The organism is Candidatus Clostridium eludens, from assembly GCF_045310515.1.
In the GTDB taxonomy this organism is placed as follows: Bacteria; Bacillota; Clostridia; order Clostridiales; family Clostridiaceae; genus Clostridium_B; species Clostridium_B eludens.
Map to the genome: position 1 here is coordinate 13,906 of NZ_JBJHZX010000035.1, position 18,165 is coordinate 32,070.

At 29.7% G+C, this 18,165-nt stretch carries 16 protein-coding genes, 1 tRNA gene, 1 riboswitch and 1 other annotated feature; of the genes, 10 read left to right on the forward strand and 7 right to left on the reverse strand.

Features of this window, described 5'->3' with window-relative positions:
* The first annotated feature begins 69 nt into the window (after positions 1-69).
* The 9 genes from ACJDU8_RS19155 (at position 70) to leuS (ending at position 8,239) form a co-directional block, all read left to right on the forward strand.
* On the forward strand, positions 70-750 hold the full coding sequence (locus ACJDU8_RS19155; RefSeq protein ID WP_406793773.1) for a YetF domain-containing protein: 681 nt from the start codon (positions 70-72) through the stop codon (positions 748-750).
* Between the two features lie 11 nt (positions 751-761).
* The gene (locus tag ACJDU8_RS19160; RefSeq protein ID WP_406793774.1) at positions 762-1,142 is read left to right on the forward strand and encodes a DUF4363 family protein; all 381 of its coding nucleotides are present in this window, start codon (positions 762-764) and stop codon (positions 1,140-1,142) included.
* A 338-nt stretch (positions 1,143-1,480) separates the two neighbouring features.
* On the forward strand, positions 1,481-2,413 hold the full coding sequence (gene fba, locus ACJDU8_RS19165) for a class II fructose-1,6-bisphosphate aldolase (protein WP_406793775.1): 933 nt from the start codon (positions 1,481-1,483) through the stop codon (positions 2,411-2,413).
* 172 nt (positions 2,414-2,585) lie between these two features.
* A complete protein-coding gene (locus ACJDU8_RS19170; RefSeq protein WP_406793776.1) occupies positions 2,586-3,125 on the forward strand; it encodes a class IV adenylate cyclase in 540 nt (179 codons plus the stop codon).
* A gap of 9 nt (positions 3,126-3,134) precedes the next feature.
* On the forward strand, positions 3,135-4,016 hold the full coding sequence (locus ACJDU8_RS19175) for a DUF5685 family protein (protein ID WP_406793777.1): 882 nt from the start codon (positions 3,135-3,137) through the stop codon (positions 4,014-4,016).
* On the forward strand, positions 4,000-4,593 hold the full coding sequence (locus tag ACJDU8_RS19180; RefSeq protein WP_406793778.1) for a J domain-containing protein: 594 nt from the start codon (positions 4,000-4,002) through the stop codon (positions 4,591-4,593). The genes ACJDU8_RS19175 and ACJDU8_RS19180 overlap by 17 nt, the downstream gene beginning before the upstream one ends.
* A 28-nt stretch (positions 4,594-4,621) precedes the next feature.
* A complete protein-coding gene (locus tag ACJDU8_RS19185) occupies positions 4,622-5,140 on the forward strand; it encodes a hypothetical protein (RefSeq protein WP_406793779.1) in 519 nt (172 codons plus the stop codon).
* A gap of 79 nt (positions 5,141-5,219) precedes the next feature.
* Positions 5,220-5,294 (forward strand) — tRNA-Gln (locus ACJDU8_RS19190).
* 156 nt (positions 5,295-5,450) lie between these two features.
* Positions 5,451-5,658: a binding site (T-box leader), on the forward strand.
* Between the two features lie 145 nt (positions 5,659-5,803).
* A complete protein-coding gene (leuS, locus tag ACJDU8_RS19195) occupies positions 5,804-8,239 on the forward strand; it encodes a leucine--tRNA ligase (protein ID WP_406793780.1) in 2,436 nt (811 codons plus the stop codon).
* Between the two features lie 43 nt (positions 8,240-8,282).
* Here the strand turns inward: leuS and yjbM are convergent, their stop codons facing one another.
* Entirely contained in the window at positions 8,283-9,071 is a 789-nt protein-coding gene (yjbM, locus tag ACJDU8_RS19200) for a GTP diphosphokinase (RefSeq protein WP_406793781.1), read from the reverse strand.
* 145 nt (positions 9,072-9,216) lie between these two features.
* Between yjbM and ACJDU8_RS19205 the strand changes: the two genes are divergently transcribed.
* Positions 9,217-10,017, forward strand: a complete 801-nt coding sequence (locus ACJDU8_RS19205; RefSeq protein WP_406793782.1) for a DUF2225 domain-containing protein — start codon at positions 9,217-9,219, stop codon at positions 10,015-10,017.
* A gap of 252 nt (positions 10,018-10,269) precedes the next feature.
* Here ACJDU8_RS19205 and ACJDU8_RS19210 read toward each other — a convergent pair whose 3' ends face one another.
* The 6 genes from ACJDU8_RS19210 to ACJDU8_RS19235 all read right to left on the reverse strand — a co-directional run bounded on the left by ACJDU8_RS19210 (position 10,270) and on the right by ACJDU8_RS19235 (position 18,091).
* Positions 10,270-10,956, reverse strand: a complete 687-nt coding sequence (locus ACJDU8_RS19210; RefSeq protein ID WP_406793783.1) for a metallophosphoesterase — start codon at positions 10,954-10,956, stop codon at positions 10,270-10,272.
* A gap of 4 nt (positions 10,957-10,960) precedes the next feature.
* Positions 10,961-11,227, reverse strand: a complete 267-nt coding sequence (locus ACJDU8_RS19215) for an EscU/YscU/HrcU family type III secretion system export apparatus switch protein (protein ID WP_406793784.1) — start codon at positions 11,225-11,227, stop codon at positions 10,961-10,963.
* Between the two features lie 83 nt (positions 11,228-11,310).
* A complete protein-coding gene (locus ACJDU8_RS19220) occupies positions 11,311-13,008 on the reverse strand; it encodes a hypothetical protein (RefSeq protein ID WP_406793785.1) in 1,698 nt (565 codons plus the stop codon).
* Positions 13,009-13,131: 123 nt separating this feature from the next.
* On the reverse strand, positions 13,132-13,758 hold the full coding sequence (locus ACJDU8_RS19225) for an ECF transporter S component (RefSeq protein WP_406793786.1): 627 nt from the start codon (positions 13,756-13,758) through the stop codon (positions 13,132-13,134).
* Positions 13,759-13,853: 95 nt separating this feature from the next.
* Positions 13,854-13,971: riboswitch (FMN riboswitch) on the reverse strand.
* Between the two features lie 91 nt (positions 13,972-14,062).
* The gene (locus tag ACJDU8_RS19230) at positions 14,063-16,216 is read right to left on the reverse strand and encodes a Tex family protein (protein WP_406793787.1); all 2,154 of its coding nucleotides are present in this window, start codon (positions 16,214-16,216) and stop codon (positions 14,063-14,065) included.
* 207 nt (positions 16,217-16,423) lie between these two features.
* Positions 16,424-18,091 (reverse strand): MutS-related protein, encoded by a 1,668-nt coding sequence (locus tag ACJDU8_RS19235; protein ID WP_406793788.1) that lies wholly within the window; start codon positions 18,089-18,091, stop codon positions 16,424-16,426.
* Between the last annotated feature and the right edge of the window lie 74 nt (positions 18,092-18,165).

The window sequence follows — 18,165 nt, forward strand, 5'->3', positions numbered from 1 at the left end:
AATGTAAAAATATAATTATCCATAAAAATTTTCAGAACAAAAATTTATAATTTTAGAAGGTGATGTCTTATGTTTACAATACTCTTTAGAACCATCATTTTATATTTACTAGTTGTAATATCTATGCGCCTTATGGGTAAAAAGCAGATAGGTGAAATGGAACCTTTCGAATTAGCTATAGCAATAATGATATCAGAATTGGCTTCTCTTCCAATGCAAGATACCAGAATTTCTATAACTCATGGAATAATTCCTATAATAACACTTTTAACCTTACAGACTTTAATGGCACTATTCCAACTAAAAAGTGAAAAAATGAGATTATTATTCAATGGTAAACCCAGCATATTAATTGAAAAAGGTACCTTAAACGTAAAAGAACTAAAAAATGAAAAATTTAACCTAAACGATTTAATGGAAGAGCTTAGAATGCAAGGATACTATAATTTATCTGATATAGAATATGCAATACTTGAAACCAGCGGTCAACTTTCAATTATTCCCAAAACAGAACTTGCCCCTGTAACTAGGGCAGATTTAAAAATAAAATCTCCCCAGGATACTTTACCCATAACTCTTGTATTAGACGGAAAAATAAACTCAAGAAATTTAATTAGAGCAAATAAAAATGAAGATTGGCTTTACCAGATGCTGAAAAAAAATAGTATTTACTCTATAAAAGACATATTAATAGCTCTTCTGGATTCAAAAGGAAAATTTTATTATCAGTTAAAAGAAAAAAGTAACTAGGATGTGATTAAATGAAAAGTACAATAGTATCTTTTTCTATATTTATTTTAATGTTATTTTCTATAATATTTTCTATACACTATTTAAACAGCATGTGTGCAAAATTACAAAATTTAAATATGAAAATAGAGCAAGCCGTTGAATCAAATGATTGGGATAAGTCTTATAAAAATTCTGAAGAACTTACGGCAGAATGGAAAAAATATTCTCCAAGATTGTCTATTTTTTCAAACAATAATGAAATCGATGATATTAATAACGAACTTTCAAAACTTATGCAGCACATAACATATAAAAGCAAAGAAGAATCCTTGATATCTATAAGTATAATAAAAAATTCAATTTATGGTATACTTGAGATGCAGCAACTAAACATGCATAATTTATTCTAATGATTTAATTTATGACATTTACAAATAAAACTGCATAAAATTTACTAATAAATACAAGTATATTCATATTGTAGTAAAAATAAAATATTTATGTTATACTATAAGTGTATATTTCATATACTTATAGTACTGTATTAAGTATATAGCATATACTTAATACAGTATCAGCATGATTATTAAATTAAAAATTTTTTTAAAATTAAATTGTAGAAAATAATAAATAGTAAGGTATAATTGAAATTGGAATTAATTATTAATAATACTAGTATTTAAAATCCTATTATGAATATATGTATTTTAACATAAAATATTTTATTATTGAAAGGGTGGAATAGGAAATGGCGTTAGTTACTACTAAAAAAATGTTTGAAAAGGCTTACAAAGGACATTACTCAATAGGTGCTTTTAACATTAATAATATGGAAATAATTCAAGGTGTTGTAAACGGAGCTAAAGCTAAAAACTCTGCTGTTATTCTCCAATGTTCAGCAAGTGCAATAAAATATGCAGGACCAAAATATCTAAAAGCTATGGTAGATGCTGCTGTAGAAGAAACTGGAATAGATATTGCCCTTCATCTAGATCATGGTCCTGATTTTGAAGCTGTAAAATTATGTATAGAAACAGGATTTACATCTGTTATGTTTGATGGTTCACATTTAGACTATGAGGATAATGTATTACAAACTAAACAAGTGGTAGAATATTCTCATTCTCACGGAGTAGTAGTAGAAGCAGAACTTGGTGTACTTGCAGGAGTTGAAGATGAAGTATCCGCCTCATCTCATATATATACAGATCCAGAACAAGCAGTAGATTTTGTAAATAGAACTGGCGTAGATTCTTTAGCTATAGCTATAGGTACTTCCCACGGAGCTTTCAAATTTCCGCCAAATTTCAAACCAAAATTGAGATTTGATATATTAGAAAAAATACAAGAAAACTTACCAAACTTCCCTATTGTCCTCCATGGTGCTTCAGCCGTGGATCCACAAGCAGTGGAAACTTGCAATAAGTATGGCGGAAATATAGCTGGTGCTAAAGGAATCCCTATAGATATGCTTAGAAAAGCTTCTAGCATGGCTGTATGTAAAATAAACATGGATACAGACTTAAGATTGAGTATGACTGCAGCCATAAGAAAAGTCTTTGGAGATAGTCCAAAAGTTTTCGATCCAAGAAAGTATTTAGGTGCTGGAAGAGATGCTGTACAAAAAGTAGTTGAAGATAAAATAGATAATGTTTTAGGTTCGGCAAATTCCTTAGAATAATAACCTTTTAAGAGACTTTCCTCAAATTGGGGAAAGTTTCTTATTTTTTACTAATATCTTATCTAAAGAAGCTTAAAATTTTTTCACAATTTTATTTTATTAAATTAATTATGCTAACTCACTTTTATGGTATAATGCAAAATAAGTAGTTTTGTAAATGGAGTGAAACCTTATGAAAGAATATGAAACAAGAATAATACAAATAGATCCTGAAAACATACGGACTAGACTTAAAAAAGTAAATGCTTTAAAGGTTAAAATGGAAAATCAAATAAATAACATATATGACTTTGAAGACAGAACATTGCTAAAAAATAAAGGTTATGCCAGAATAAGAATTGTAGAAGATTTAATGCATAATTCTACTCACTTTTATATGACTACTAAAAAACTTTTGTGCCAGAATAAATATAAAATAATGGAAGAAAACGAAACAGAAATATTAAATATAGAAGCAGGCAAAAAAATTTTTGAATCTTTAGGGCTAAAACTATTACAATCCATAAAGAAATACAGAGAAAGTTATAAATACAAGCATAGTTTAATTGAAATAGACATAAACGAAACATCCTTCTGTCCGTTTCCTTATTTAGAAATAGAATCAACAAATGACCATGAACTGCATGAAATAGTACACTTACTGGGTTATTCTCTGGATGATACCACATCAGAAACCATATATGAAATATTAGGTAAAAATATACAAGGATAGGAAATTTATATGTTTGGTTATGTAACACCATGTAAAATGGAACTTAAGATAAAAGATTATGAAAAATTCAAAGCTTATTATTGCGGGCTATGTATGTCTATAAAACAAAACTCAGGAAATATACCTAGAATTTCCCTGAATTACGATATGACTTTTTTGGCCTTACTTTTAGATTCCCTTGAATATGATAAGCAAATTTACATAAAGAAAAGATGTTTACTTCATCCAATAAATAAAAAAACTGTTTTAAAGGATAATGTTCCTTTAAAATACGCAGCTTTTTGCAACATATCTCTAAGCTACTTTAAACTTTTAGATGACGTTAATGACGAAAATTCTATTAAAAGTAGAATAATATCTTTATTTTTAAAAAGATATTTAAATAATATGCCTGAAAATTTTAAAAAAACTTTTGAAATTATAAAAAACAAACTTGAAGATTTATATAAACTTGAAAAGAACTTTAAAAATAAATCCATAGACGTTTTATCTCATCCTTTTGGAGATCTTACAGGCTTTATACTAAAATCTTATGATAATGATAAAGATACTAAAGAAGACCTATACTTGCTTGGATACAACCTAGGAAAATGGATATATATTATAGACGCACTAGATGACTTAAAAAAAGATATGTCAAAAAATAAGTTTAATGCTATAAATACCTGTTTTAATAATAAAAACTTGTGTTATGAAAATTTTATAATAGAAATAACACCTAGAATAGATTTTATTTTAGGAACTTGCGCTGCACAATGTATAAATATTTTCAACAAACTTCCTATAAAAAAGAATAAAGAATTACTTTATAATATACTGCAATATGGACTTTTAGATAAAATGGATAGAGTATTTAAAAGGGGTGTTTATAAAAATGAAAAATCCATATGAAATATTAGAAATAAATGAAAATGCTTCAACAGATGAAATAAAAAAAGCTTATAGAACTCTGGCAAAAAGATATCATCCTGACCAATACGGTAATAACCCTCTAAAGGATTTAGCTGAGGATAAAATGAGAGAAATAAATGAGGCTTACGATTATTTAATGAAAAACTCACCAAAAAATACATATAACAGCAGCAAAACTGACCATGGCTATAGTAATTCTAATTCTTCAATTTATCAATCTGTAGAAAATGACATTTATAATGGTAACATTAAAAATGCAGAATCAGTACTTATGGGAATTAATACAAGAGATGCCGAGTGGCATTATCTTATGGGAATTTTAAATATGAGAAGATCCTGGTACAATGACGCTTATAATAATTTAACTACTGCTTGTAATCTTGAACCTAATAATTTTAAGTATCAAAGCGCATTAAATAAACTAAGAGGAATGAATAACTCTTACAGACAACCTTATTATGACACCAGAAGAAGAGATTCTGACATATGCAATATTTGTGCCACTTTATATTGCCTGGACTGCCTTTGCGATTGCGGAGATTGCGGAGGCTGTTAATTGAAGGAAGAAGGGATGAGTTTTCAGTATGGTTAAAAATTCAAATACTACCTCTTATATAGCCAAAGGAGGTCTTTTAACTACAATAGGAGTTATTTTAGTGTATTTAAGCGGGATAGTTCCTATAAACAAAGCTTATCTATTAGCTTTATCTTCATTTATTATACCTTTAGCTGTAATAATTACAAATGAAAAAAATGCTGTAGCGGTTTATATGTCAACTTCCTTATTATCTATCTTAATATGTGGATTAAAATTAACAGTACTATCCTATGTGGTATTTTTTGGGCTTTACGGATTAGCTAAATACCACATAGAGAAGCTTAGAAAACTTCCTATTGAAATTATATTAAAATTAGTGTTTTTCAATTTATGCTTACTAATATTATTCTTATTATATAGTCTATTTTTCCCTGGACTTTTAAAAATAAAAGTCCATTTATATTTAATTATAATAGTTACACAAATAGTATTTTTAATATATGATTACTTATTGACTTTATTTATAAATTATATTAACAAGTATATATTAAAAGCTCTGAAATAATTTATAATTTATGAAAATGAAACTATTGACATATAAATTTATGATGATATAATATTTAGTGTTGAGATTCACATAATATTGCCCATTCGCCAAATGGTAAGGCACCTGTCTCTGGAACAGGCATCTGTTGGTTCGAATCCAGCATGGGCAGCCAAAAGAGGACTCTTATTTTACGGGTTCTCTTTTAAAATAACTTTTAAACTACAATAATTAGTAAAATTTTTAAAAAAAATTATATTTATATACAGACTTATACAAATTAATTCTTGACAAAAAGTTAATTAATGTTATAAAATGTAAAATAATTCAATACTTAGCTTTGAAGAAGGAATAGTAGTATTTATATCACCAAAGAGAGCTGTTGCAAGGTGAAAAACAGCGTGAACAGAATATGAACTCACCTTAAGAGCTTATCTGAAAAAATCAGATACGGTAAAAACCGTTATTTATTTGAGGGAAATCAATTTTATTGATTTAATTAGAGTGGTACCGCGGAAAATAGCTTTTTCGTCTCTTATATTTTAAGAGATGAAAAGCTTTTTTATATTCTAAAACTATACTGAAATAAAAAAATGTGGAAGTCCAACTAAAGATTATTAGAAAACTACTGTTTCTTATCAGATCTGTTTAATTCATAAAATCACAAGTAAAGGAGAAAATATCATGTACAGTACTAAAACAGATAAAAAATGGCAAAACAAATGGGAACAAACAAATATTTATACATTTGATGAAAAAAAATCAGATAAAAAATTATATACTTTAGAAATGTTTTCTTATCCTTCTGGGAGCAACCTCCACGCCGGTCACTGGTTCAACTATGCCCCTGTGGATTCCTGGGCAAGAATGAAAAGAATGCAGGGATACAATGTATTCCAGCCAATGGGATTTGATGCCTTTGGCCTTCCAGCTGAAAACTATGCTATAAAAACCGGCATACACCCAAAAGATTCTACTGAAAAAAATATTGATACTATGGAAAAACAACTTAAATCTATGGGAGCTATGTTTAATTGGGAAAATGAAGTCGTCACCTGCCGTCCTGATTATTATAAATGGAATCAGTGGTTATTTTTACAATTATACAATCATGGATTAGCTTATAGAAAAAATGCCCCTGTAAACTGGTGTCCCAGCTGTAATACAGTACTTGCCAACGAACAAGTAAAAGAAGGCGAATGTGAACGCTGTAGTACGGAAGTCACAAAAAAAGATTTAACACAATGGTTCTTTAAAATTACAGATTACACTGAAGAATTACTTAAGGATCTTGACAACATAGATTGGCCGGAAAAAACAAAAGCTATGCAAAGACACTGGATAGGTAAATCCACAGGTACAGATGTAACTTTTAAAGTAGTAGATTCTGACATAGAATTCAATGTATTTACTACCAGAGTTGATACCTTATTTGGTGTTACCTACGTAGTTATATCTCCTGAAAACAATCTAGTGGACAGTATAACCAAAGAAGAGTATAAGGACGAAGTAGAAAAATACAGAGAAGCTGCTAAAAAGCAAACTGAAATTGAAAGGCAATCAATTACCAGAGAAAAAACAGGTATATTTACTGGTTCTTACGCTATAAATCCTATAAACGGAAGAAAAGTCCCTATATGGATAGGAGACTATGTGCTGAATACCTACGGCACAGGTGCTGTAATGGCAGTTCCAGCTCATGATGAAAGAGATTTTGAATTTGCTTCAAAATATAAATTACCTATTGAAAGAGTCATAGAAGGCGGTTCCTCTCTTCCACATATAGAATATGGAAAAATGATAAACAGCGATAAATTTAATGGATTATATACTCCAGAGGGAAAAGAAGCCGTAACTAAAGAATTAGAGAATATGGGTATAGGTTCCGGAAAAATAAACTATAGGCTAAGGGACTGGCTTGTATCAAGACAAAGATATTGGGGAACACCTATACCTATAATACATTGTGAAAAATGTGGTACAGTTCCCGTACCAGAAAATGACCTGCCAGTTGAACTTCCTTACGATGTACAATTTTCTCCTGATGGAAAATCTCCTTTGCTAAAATCAGAAGAGTTTATGAACACCACATGTCCTAGTTGTGGTGGACCTGCTAAAAGAGAAGCTGATACATTAGATACCTTTGTGTGTTCTTCCTGGTATTATTTAAGGTATGCTGATAATAAAAATACTGAAAAACCTTTTGACAAAGATAAAATAAATAAGATTCTCCCTGTAGATATGTATGTAGGTGGTCCAGAACATGCATGCATGCACCTTTTATATGCTAGATTTATCACCAAAGCACTTAGGGACATGGGTTTTTTAAGTTTTGATGAGCCTTTTTTATCCTTGAGGCATCAAGGCTTAATACTTGGACCTGATGGACAAAAAATGAGTAAATCTAAAGGTAATACTATATCTCCAGATGACTGTATACAAAAATATGGTTCAGATGTATTTAGAATGTACCTGATGTTCGGTTTTGACTATAGTGAAGGCGGAGCCTGGAATGATGATGGAATTAAATCTATGAGCAAATTTGTAGATAGAATTGATAGAATTGTAACCATGGCAAAAGAAGTTATAAATGCTGGAGACGCTAATAAAACCATGGGTACTGCAGAAAAAGAATTAAATTATGCAAGAAATTTTTCCATAAAATCTGTATCAGAAGATGCCGGCAAGTTTCAATTCAATACAGCCATTGCCAGAATTATGGAATTCACAAATTCACTTTATAAATACATGCAGGAACATAATAAAAATACATCCTTTTTAAAAGACACTATACTTGATTTTATAAAAATAATAGCTCCTTTTGCACCTCATTTTGCAGAAGAACAATGGGAAAAACTAGGACAGAATTATTCTATATTTAACGAAAAATGGCCTGAGTTTGACCCTAAAGCTTTAATAAAAGAAGAGGTAGAAATAGCTATTCAAATAAATGGCAAAATTAAAGCTAAAGTAAATATACCTACAAATTTAAGCGATGAAGAAATAAAAGAGCTATCTCTTTCCAACGAGGATATTAAACCTTTATTGGAGGGAAAAGATATAAAGAAAGTTATAGTAGTAAAAGGAAGACTTGTAAATATAGTAATTAAACCTATTTAACCACCAGAACACTGGTGGTTTCTTTTTAAGACATATACTTTTATTATTTGTACATTCTGAGTAATTTTTCTGTGGCCCTTAATAAATTTACTAATTCAAACACTTCTCCTTCTTCTATTAATTTGTTTAGCTGACCTTGATATCTGGTTGCTTCAACTAGTTTACCCATAGATGACAAAGTCAATATATTATTCATTATATCAGAAACTAAACTTGATTTTACTTCAAATAGTTTTTGAGCGTCTTTTATTTCATCTTTAATTTCAAGCATCTGCTGATCCAGCTGAAATGCTGCATCTCCTGCACTTTTAAGTTTTAACTTGATATCATCCGGTATATCTTGTTTATATTTGTAGTTTAAAGAATGCTCTATGGTAGCCCAAAAATTCATAGCAAGTGTTCTTATTTGAAATTCAGCTAATATTTCCATTTCTCCATCAGCCATATTAACCGGATATTTAATTATAATATGATAACTTCTATAACCACTTTCCTTCACATTAGTTATATAATCTTTTTCATACATTATACTCATATCTTTTCTGTTTCTTACTATCTCAACTACTTTTTCTATATCATCTACAAACTGGCACATAACTCTTATACCCGCTATATCCTCTATCTCATATCCAATTCTATCTAATGGTATATTAAACTTATTGGCTTTTTCTAATATACTGGATATCTCTTTTACCCTACCTGTAACAAATTCTATTGGCGAATATTCATTCCTTTTTCTATATTCTCTTCTTATACTTTTAAATTTTACTTTTAATTCTTCAACAGCTTGATCATACGGTATTAAAAATGTTTTCCATTCCCCTATAGCCATATAGACTCACCCCCCAACAGATATTATCATCAAATCTTACAATACTATTATACCAAATATAGCAAAAACATATCATTTTAGCAGTATAATTTAATGCTTATTTTTGATATAATAATTGTACTAATTTGTTGGAGGTGATACAGACATGTTTGAAAAAACATCTTCAAATTCAGACACTTCAGCTCATGAAGATGAACTATATGAAAAAGATAAACAGAAATTGTTGCTTTATAATAAAAAAATAACTTGTCCTGTTTGCGATACAAAATTTAATGCTAGGGCCATAAAAAAATCCTCCTATAGAATATTAAAAAAAGACTCTGACTTTTTTATACGATATTCAATTATAAATCCTTATTTTTATGATGTATGGGTATGTGATACCTGCGGTTATGCTGCCATAAAAACTGACTTTGAACATCTAGACGATTTTGATGCAAATACAGTAAGAAATGAAATTTCACCTAAATGGCATAGTAAATGTTATCCTGAAGTATACGATATAAACTTAGCAATACAAAGGTACAAACTATCCCTTTTAAATTACCATGTTATTAATGCTAAATCCAGTAAAAAGGCAATTAATTTACTAAAAATAGCCTGGATGTACCGTCTTAAAGAAGATAAAAAAAGTGAATTGGAATACTTAAAACATGCATTGGAAAATTTCAACGATGCCTATTCTAGCGAACACTTTCCTATATGTGGTATGAACAGATTTACTACCATGTACCTTATAGGAGAACTGTACAGACGTACAGGTAAAGAGGATGACGCCTTATTGTGGTTTGGCCAGGTAATAACCTCACCTCTAGCACCTCAAAAAATTAAAAATATAGCCCGTGATCAAAAAGATTTGATAAAAAGCAAAATTGAAGATACTAAACCTGAAGATAATTTAAAAAATAATAAAAAGCAGAGTATTTTTTCTAAATTTCACAAATAATAAAAAAAATTTTACAGGTTAGATGCAAATAACTTTGTAATATAACCTGTAATTTATCCGAATGCTATCATTGCTAATACCCCTCCTCTTCAAAGTTGGGTATAAGCACTGCTACGCACCTGGATAAGTTCTTCCCCTAAAGGATAACGTATTCTAAGTGCTAAAGACACTAAGAATACTGTTAATAAGGTTCAGATAGAGAAAAGCATTCCTCATGAGCAAACTCCACCTGAACCTAAGAATCACTTGATCCTAAATTATCTTTATTGGACAAAAATCTATACAATCTGCAGAAGTTAACATGTATTCCACCCCATTTATAAATCCCTTCACTGATCTTGAAAGAGCTTCTCCATGGAGATGTCCATATATAACTTTTTCCACGTTATACTCCTCAAATATATATCTAAATCCAGAGTTCATAAACTTTTCCCCTACAGGGGGATAATGAATCATTACTATAAATTTATCATATCCAGCCTCCACTGCACAGTTTAAAGAATTTTTCATTCTTAGAAGTTCTCTATTATATATTTTATCATCATGAGTCGAAAAGTTTTCGCTGCCAGGACAATTCCATCCCCTGGTACCGCATATTGCATAATCTTTATATGTAAAAAAATTATTCTGTATAAAATCCATATCTTCATACAGATTATTTAGCTTAGTAATACTACCCCACCAATAATCATGATTACCTCTCACCATGATTTTTCTTCCAGGCAAATTATGAATCCACTCTAAATCACCAAATCCTGTTTTCATATTCATAGACCAAGATATATCTCCCGCTATAAGTATTGTGTCCTCATAAGTTATCTTACTCATCCAATTTTTTTTAATTTTTTCATCATGCTCAATCCAGTTATGCCCAAAAACATCCATGGGTTTATTGCCTGTTATATCTAAATGCAAATCTGATATCGCAAATAAAGCCACATAATCACCTTCTACTTATATTTTTGTCTATATCTATCACATAAGCTATTACTTTTGCCACTGCATCATACAGTTCAACAGGTATACTATCTCCCACATCTACATTACTTAAGAGATTAGTAAGCTCCTGGTCATAAACTATAGGCACATTACTTTCTCTGGCTTTATTTAATATATTATCCGCTATTTGTCCAATGCCTGCCGCAGTAACCATAGGTGCTTCATAATTTTGCTCATATTTTAAAGCCACTGCCTTTTTTCTCTTTTTCATAACATTCCCCTTACTTATTGTGAGATATCTCAATTTATAACTCAATCATTTACAATTTCCAAAAAAATATATGCTTATAATAATCAAACCCTAATATTTAATGTTCCTATATCATTATCATCAAAAAACTCTCTGCAAGTAGATATATTCATTTCTTCTTTCTTTTCATAAAACGCAACATCTATATTATACTTCATGTTTGATAAACTCTCCAGTATTCTTTTATGTCCCTGTGACAGTAGATTTAGCCATTCTTTACTACACTTAATGTCTATATTCATTTTACTATTATTTACTGTTAAATAGGCATCTACTACTCCCATATTCTCAGTACTTATAGATGTAATTATTTTAACATTAGTGGAATCTATTTTTTTTCCTTTTTTTCTATCATCTTTAATCATAAGTTTACACTGATAATCTGTATCATTCAGATTTATAGGTAAATCCATATAATAATATGAGTTAGAAATAGTATTAAATAATTTAAAATCATTTATATTATTGTTTAATTGGTAAATTATATTTTTAGAAAATTCGTTTTTACCATCACTCTTTTGTTCTAAAAACTGCCTTATAATATCTTTTATTTCATCTGTTTTCGCATTTACCTGATCTTTTATCTGACTTACAATTTCATCTATGTTCTCAGCAATAATATTAGCATTTCTAGCACTATGGGAAGACATTTCCTTCATCTTTCCATCAAAATCTAAAGTATTACTCAATACACTTTTATTATTATTTTCATATGTCTGTTTAGAATCAACATTTTCATTTATATCCAATTTATTCCTATTATTAACCTGCAGCTTTTCTTCGGTATTTACGTTTTTTACTTCATCTAAAATTTTATTTAATTTATCGGACTCTGTATTATTTTCAATTACACTAGACTTTGTATTAACATCTAATTTTGGTTGATTTGAATAATTAATTTTTTCATCAGCTTTTAAAGTATTTACTTTATTGCCAATACTATTATCTTCTCCATTTTTATATGAATTAGATTGTTTCACATTATCATTGTTTTCCTCATTATTATAAATTGATTTATCGCTTTTTAAAATATCTCCTAAATACTTAATTTCGTTATATATGGTACTATCCTTCTTAAATACATTATTAAAACTTTTTATATTATCTTCATTTAATTCCACATTATTTTCTAAAAAAATAAATAAATCTTCCTTATCTATGTTTTTCAATTCATTAAAAAAATTTTTTAGAGTGTCTTTTATCGCATCTCCTTTTTGGCTATCAGGATTTATACTTTTACTAAGCAGATAATTTTGTATAAATACATCTTCCTCCTTTGGGTATTGTTTTATTTTATTTATAAAATCCAATATAGTTTTTATATTGGAGATATTCTCCTTAGTAAGTGGTATTTCACTTTTAACCATCTTTTCTATGATTTCATAATCTTCACTGTTTAAGTTAAGAGAATTTTCTTTAATGAAAAGTTTTATAGAATCCTTACTTTCATTTTGCTGGCTTTCTTCTGACTTAACAACTTTTAATTTAAGCTTATCATTTTCAAAACCTTCTACTTGTAGTCTTATAAGTTTATTTTCTAAAATACTTTCAGGATTGTCTATTTCCGCTGAAAACTGCCATCCGTCCAAGAGTTTCAAAAGTATTTCTCCTGTTAATTTATTCAGATTTAAAACCCTAGCAGAAAATTTCTCTCCTATCTGAAAAGACAACTTTGTAGATATTTGTTTGCTATTAGCATTATATACACTATTTATATTCCATATTCCCGCCAACTTAATCACCCTTTGTAATTTGTTAAAAATATTTCTTAATTAAAATTATATAAATTATCGTATAGAATTACTATTTCATAAACATAAAAAATCCGGAGTAACCCCCGGATTTTTATTAATTATTATGTTCTGTTAAATTTTCGCTTTTTCTGATTTGCTAAATTTGCTATGCTCTTGCTTTAACAGTGGAGAAACACTCTTATAAAGAACTAGTGTAAGGATAGTAAGGGCTATGCCTTTCAACAAGTTAAATGGTACAATAACAAATAATACAAATGTAGTTAAATCTGTTACAATACTGTTTAATTTTCCTGCTGCTGCAACCATTGCACTTATAGGAAATTTAAAGAGTTTCTCATAAAGCGGAAGCAATATAAAATAATTTAACAATGCAGCAGCTATTGACATAGTAACAGTTGCTGTTCCCAAACCAATTATTGCCGTCTTTTTAGTTTTATTTCTATTATACATATATCCTGCTGTAAAAACCAAAACTGAACCCACAGCAAAATTTGCTAATTCTCCTACAAACCCGGTTGTCCCATCAAATATTCCATGCAGTACATTTTTTAAAAATTCTATGGCAATTCCAGCTCCAGGTCCCAATGCAAAAGCTCCGATTAAAGCTGGTAAGTCACTTATATCAATTTTCAAAAATGATGGGAATATTGGAATTGCAAATTCCATGAACATAAGTAAAAATCCTATTACACCTAATAATGATACCTTAACTAACCTATTCAATTTACTATTATTCATATTAAATACCCTCCTAAAATATTAAGTATAATCTTCTAGGTGAACAGTTCAATAAAAAAAACCTGGCAAAAATACCAGGGCTAATAAACATACTATTCTCTCTTCTTCCATCCAGACTGTACTGTCGGCCCCTGAATTTCACAGGATCATGCTGTTTAACAGCTCGCGGGCTATACCGCCGGTGGGGAATTCCACCCCGCCCTGAAGATCATATTTTAATTTCAACGATTTCATTATAATACTTTTAACGACAAAATTCAATACATTGTTAAAATAATTTTTATTTATTAATAAATATTGATATCTATTTCATGCTTAACGCAATTCTTTTCCTTTTTTCATCCACTTCAAGCACAGTTACATTTACAATATCTCCTACTTGAACTACATCTAAAGGATGCTTTACAAACTTATCAGACATTTGACTTATATGTACCAATCCATCCTGGTGGACGCCTATATCTACAAAAGCACCAAAATCTGCTACATTCCTAACTGTACCTGCAAGTACCATTCCCTGTTTAAGCTGGCTCATATCAACTATTCCTGTTTTCAATATGGGTTTCGGTAATTCTTCCCGGGGATCTCTTCCTGGTTTTTTTATTTCTTTTATTATATCTCTTAAAGTTGGAATTCCTACACTAAGTTCCTTCGACACACTATCTATACTAATTTTTTCAATTCTGTTATCTATGTCTGTAAGGCCGCTATTTTTTAAATCTTTACTGTTATATCCAAGGGTTTCTAAAAGCTTTTTAGCAGCGCTATAGGATTCTGGATGCACCGATGTATTATCAAGTAGTTCATCACTTTCCATAACCCTTAAAAATCCTGCACACTGTTCAAAAGCTTTTGCCCCCAGCCTTTTAACTTTTAAGAGCTCTTTTCTATTTTTGAACTTACCATTTTCTTCCCTATAGGCTACAATATTCGCAGCTATACCTGAATTTACCCCCGATATATAGGATAATAATGATGTTGTTGCCATATTTAAATCTACACCTACACTATTTACACAATCTTCTACGATACCCTCTAAGGACTCATCTAATTTTTTTGGAGAAACATCATGTTGATATTGACCTACTCCTATAGATTTAGGATCTATTTTTACAAGTTCCGCTAGTGGATCCTGCAGTCTTCTTCCTATGGATATTGCGCCCCTCAAAGATACATTTATGTCAGGATATTCTTTGGCAGCTAGCTCTGAAGCAGAATATACAGAAGCGCCAGCCTCAGATACCACTACATAATAGAGAGTCTTATTCTTTTCTTCTTTTACTTCTTTTATAAGTCTTACTATTACTTCTTCTGACTCTCTGCTTGCAGTTCCATTCCCAAGAGATACAACACTAACATCATATTTATATACTAAGTTCTTCAATATCTTTATGGCACCTTCTATATCATTTTGTGGCACAGTAGCATAAACTGTAGCTGTATCCAAAAGTTTTCCCGTATCATCTAAAATTGCTATCTTACATCCTGTCCTAAACCCAGGGTCATATCCAAGTACATTTTTTCCTTTTATAGGAGGCTGCATTAAAAGTGCCTTTAAATTTGCCTTAAATATCTTTATGGCACCTTCTTCTGCTATATCTGTAAGCTGGGTTCTTATTTCTCTTTCAACAGAAGGATATATAAGTCTTTTTAAAGAATCCTCTACACTTTTTTCTATATAACTATCAGTTACTTTATTTCCCTTTAAACATTCACCCTTTAGATATTCTATTATTCTATCCATATCGCAAGTTATTTTCACAGATAAGACTTTTTCTTTCTCTCCCCTGTTTATAGCAAGTATTCTGTGTGGGGGAATAGACTTTACGGCTTCACGGTAATCATAATACATTTCATACGGAGTTGGTTCTTCACTTTCACCTTTTGTTTCAATTGTTCCATTATCTTGGACAAATTTTCTCATCCACTTTCTATATTTGGCTTCATCGGATATGATTTCACTTATTATGTCTACTGCTCCCGCAAGTGCATCTTCTATGGAATTTACTTCTTTTTCTTCATTTATAAACTGCTCTGCATATTTCTCTATGTTATCTGCAAAATTACCACTTAATATTATTTGAGAAAGTGCTTCTAAGCCTCTTTCCTTTGCAATAATAGCCCTGGTTCTCTTTTTTGGCTTATAGGGTCTATATATATCTTCAACCTCTGTTAAAGTATTGGAGTTTTCTACGGATTTTCTCAATTCTTCTGTAAGCTTACCCTGTTCTTCTATTATTCTCAGTACATCTTCTTTTCTAGTATTAAGATTTCTAAGATATGTAAGCCTTTCTGCTAGTTTTCTTAAAGTGATATCACTCATACTTCCTGTTAATTCTTTTCTATATCTAGCTATAAAGGGTACTGTATTACCTGAATCCAATAATTCTATTACATTATCTACATATTTTTTATTTACGTCCAGTTCCCTAACTAATATGTCTGTTATATTGTTCATTTTGACCTCCTGCCCAATCTTATTGATTGTATTCAATTTATGTAAACATCCTGTTAATTAACTTTTAAGTAAATTTAGGGTAAAGGTTTTATAAATTTATATAAAGCTAATTAACTAAAAATATATTACAACACTTATATAGATTTTTGCAAATTAATATAGACTTATCTTTTAGCATATGAAAAACTTCTGTGCAATTTTTATGTACTATAACACTTCCCAAATTCCTTGCTGTAAAAATTTATCTGCTTTCTCTTGGGCCTCACTTACAATATCATTGTTATATCCTAAAATACCTAGAAGTTTTATAGCATTCTGGGTTGTGGCCCTACCATTATGAATTTTGTAGTCAAATAATATTTCACCATTTACAATTTTCTCTTGAAAATGATAATTCTTAAAGTACATTTCCAACATGTAGGTAAGCTCTATATCATGGGTAGCAGCTATGCATATACAGTTGCTTACAGTCAAATATTTTAAAACTTGAGAAGAAGCCGCTATTCTTTCCACCGTATTAGTTCCTCTAAGTATTTCATCCACAAAACATATAGTTGGTATTTGTTCGTTTAAACTATCAATGATTCTCTTCAGCGACTTAGTTTCTGCAATATAATAACTTTCATTGGTAAATATGTTATCTTTAAGTGCCATGGAAGTATACAATTTTACATAACAAGATTTAAAATACCTTGCAGTACAAGTACATATAGTTTGAGCAAATATTATATTTATAGCAACAGTCTTCAAGAAAGTTGATTTTCCTGAAGCATTTGAACCCGTAATTAAAATAGAATCTAAAATATCTATAGAATTCCCTATAGCACTTTTTATAAGAGGATGGACTATATCATGAATTTCAATATTTTGTTCTTTTTTTTCACTGCACTTATATAATTGAGGAACAGCATAAAACTGCAACCTGTCCCTATAGGAAGCAATTGCTATACAACTGTCCAAAATTCCTACTAACTGAAATATAACTTTAAATTCATAACTTTTTTTCTCAAGGGCAATACACATTTTTTCATAATTTACCAAATCCCTTAAAAAAAGTATATTAGCATACTCAAACATCAAGGATATATCTGTACCATTATTATTTAAATTGAAAGATACATTTTTGATACTTCTTATGGAATTTAAAGAACCTTTAATTTTTTGGTTATAATATTCTAAGTTACTTATATTTTGTTTTAAAATTGAATTAGCACATTTTATTATTTTAATCATATAGATAAAATCCCGTAACTTATGGTCTATCTTATTTTTTTCATTATAATGTACTGCCATGTTTATCCCAAAAAATATTATTAACCAGGCACCTGCCAGATGTATATTAAAAAAAACTAAAATTACTGACACTAGAGGCATAATTCCTAATATTCTATAAATAGTTAAAGAGGATTTTCTCTTTTCACTGCCACTATAAAAATAATCAGTTATGGAGAGTCCTCTCCTTTTCCCAAGTTTAGCCAGTAAATATTGAAGGCTTTTTCTATCATCCTCATGATCTTTAAAAAAATTTATCATTTCATGTCTATGTTTAAGTTCTTCTTCATTATATAATGGCTCTCTTAAAATAGTATATAGACACTCTTCCCCTGGAGTACTCTCTGTGCTATTCACATCCTGAAAAATTTCATTCATATCTAAATCATTCCAGGTGATTTCATCAATAAAGAAATTTTCCTTTCCATGCTGGATTCTATTGATGAAATACTTTGATATACTGGCCATATCTTCCCCGTTGTACTTTTTTTCTGGTTCTTTTCCCCACTGTAATATTATTCTTTTTCTAATTTCACTATTGTTCTTTATATCTGAACTCGCAGAAATGAAAATCATTACTATGTATCCTATAACAGCTTCCATTTCATTTTTTCTCCTCATTTCTAATTTTTTCATACTTTGCAAATTTAAATATACCTCTTGATTTGGGAATATAA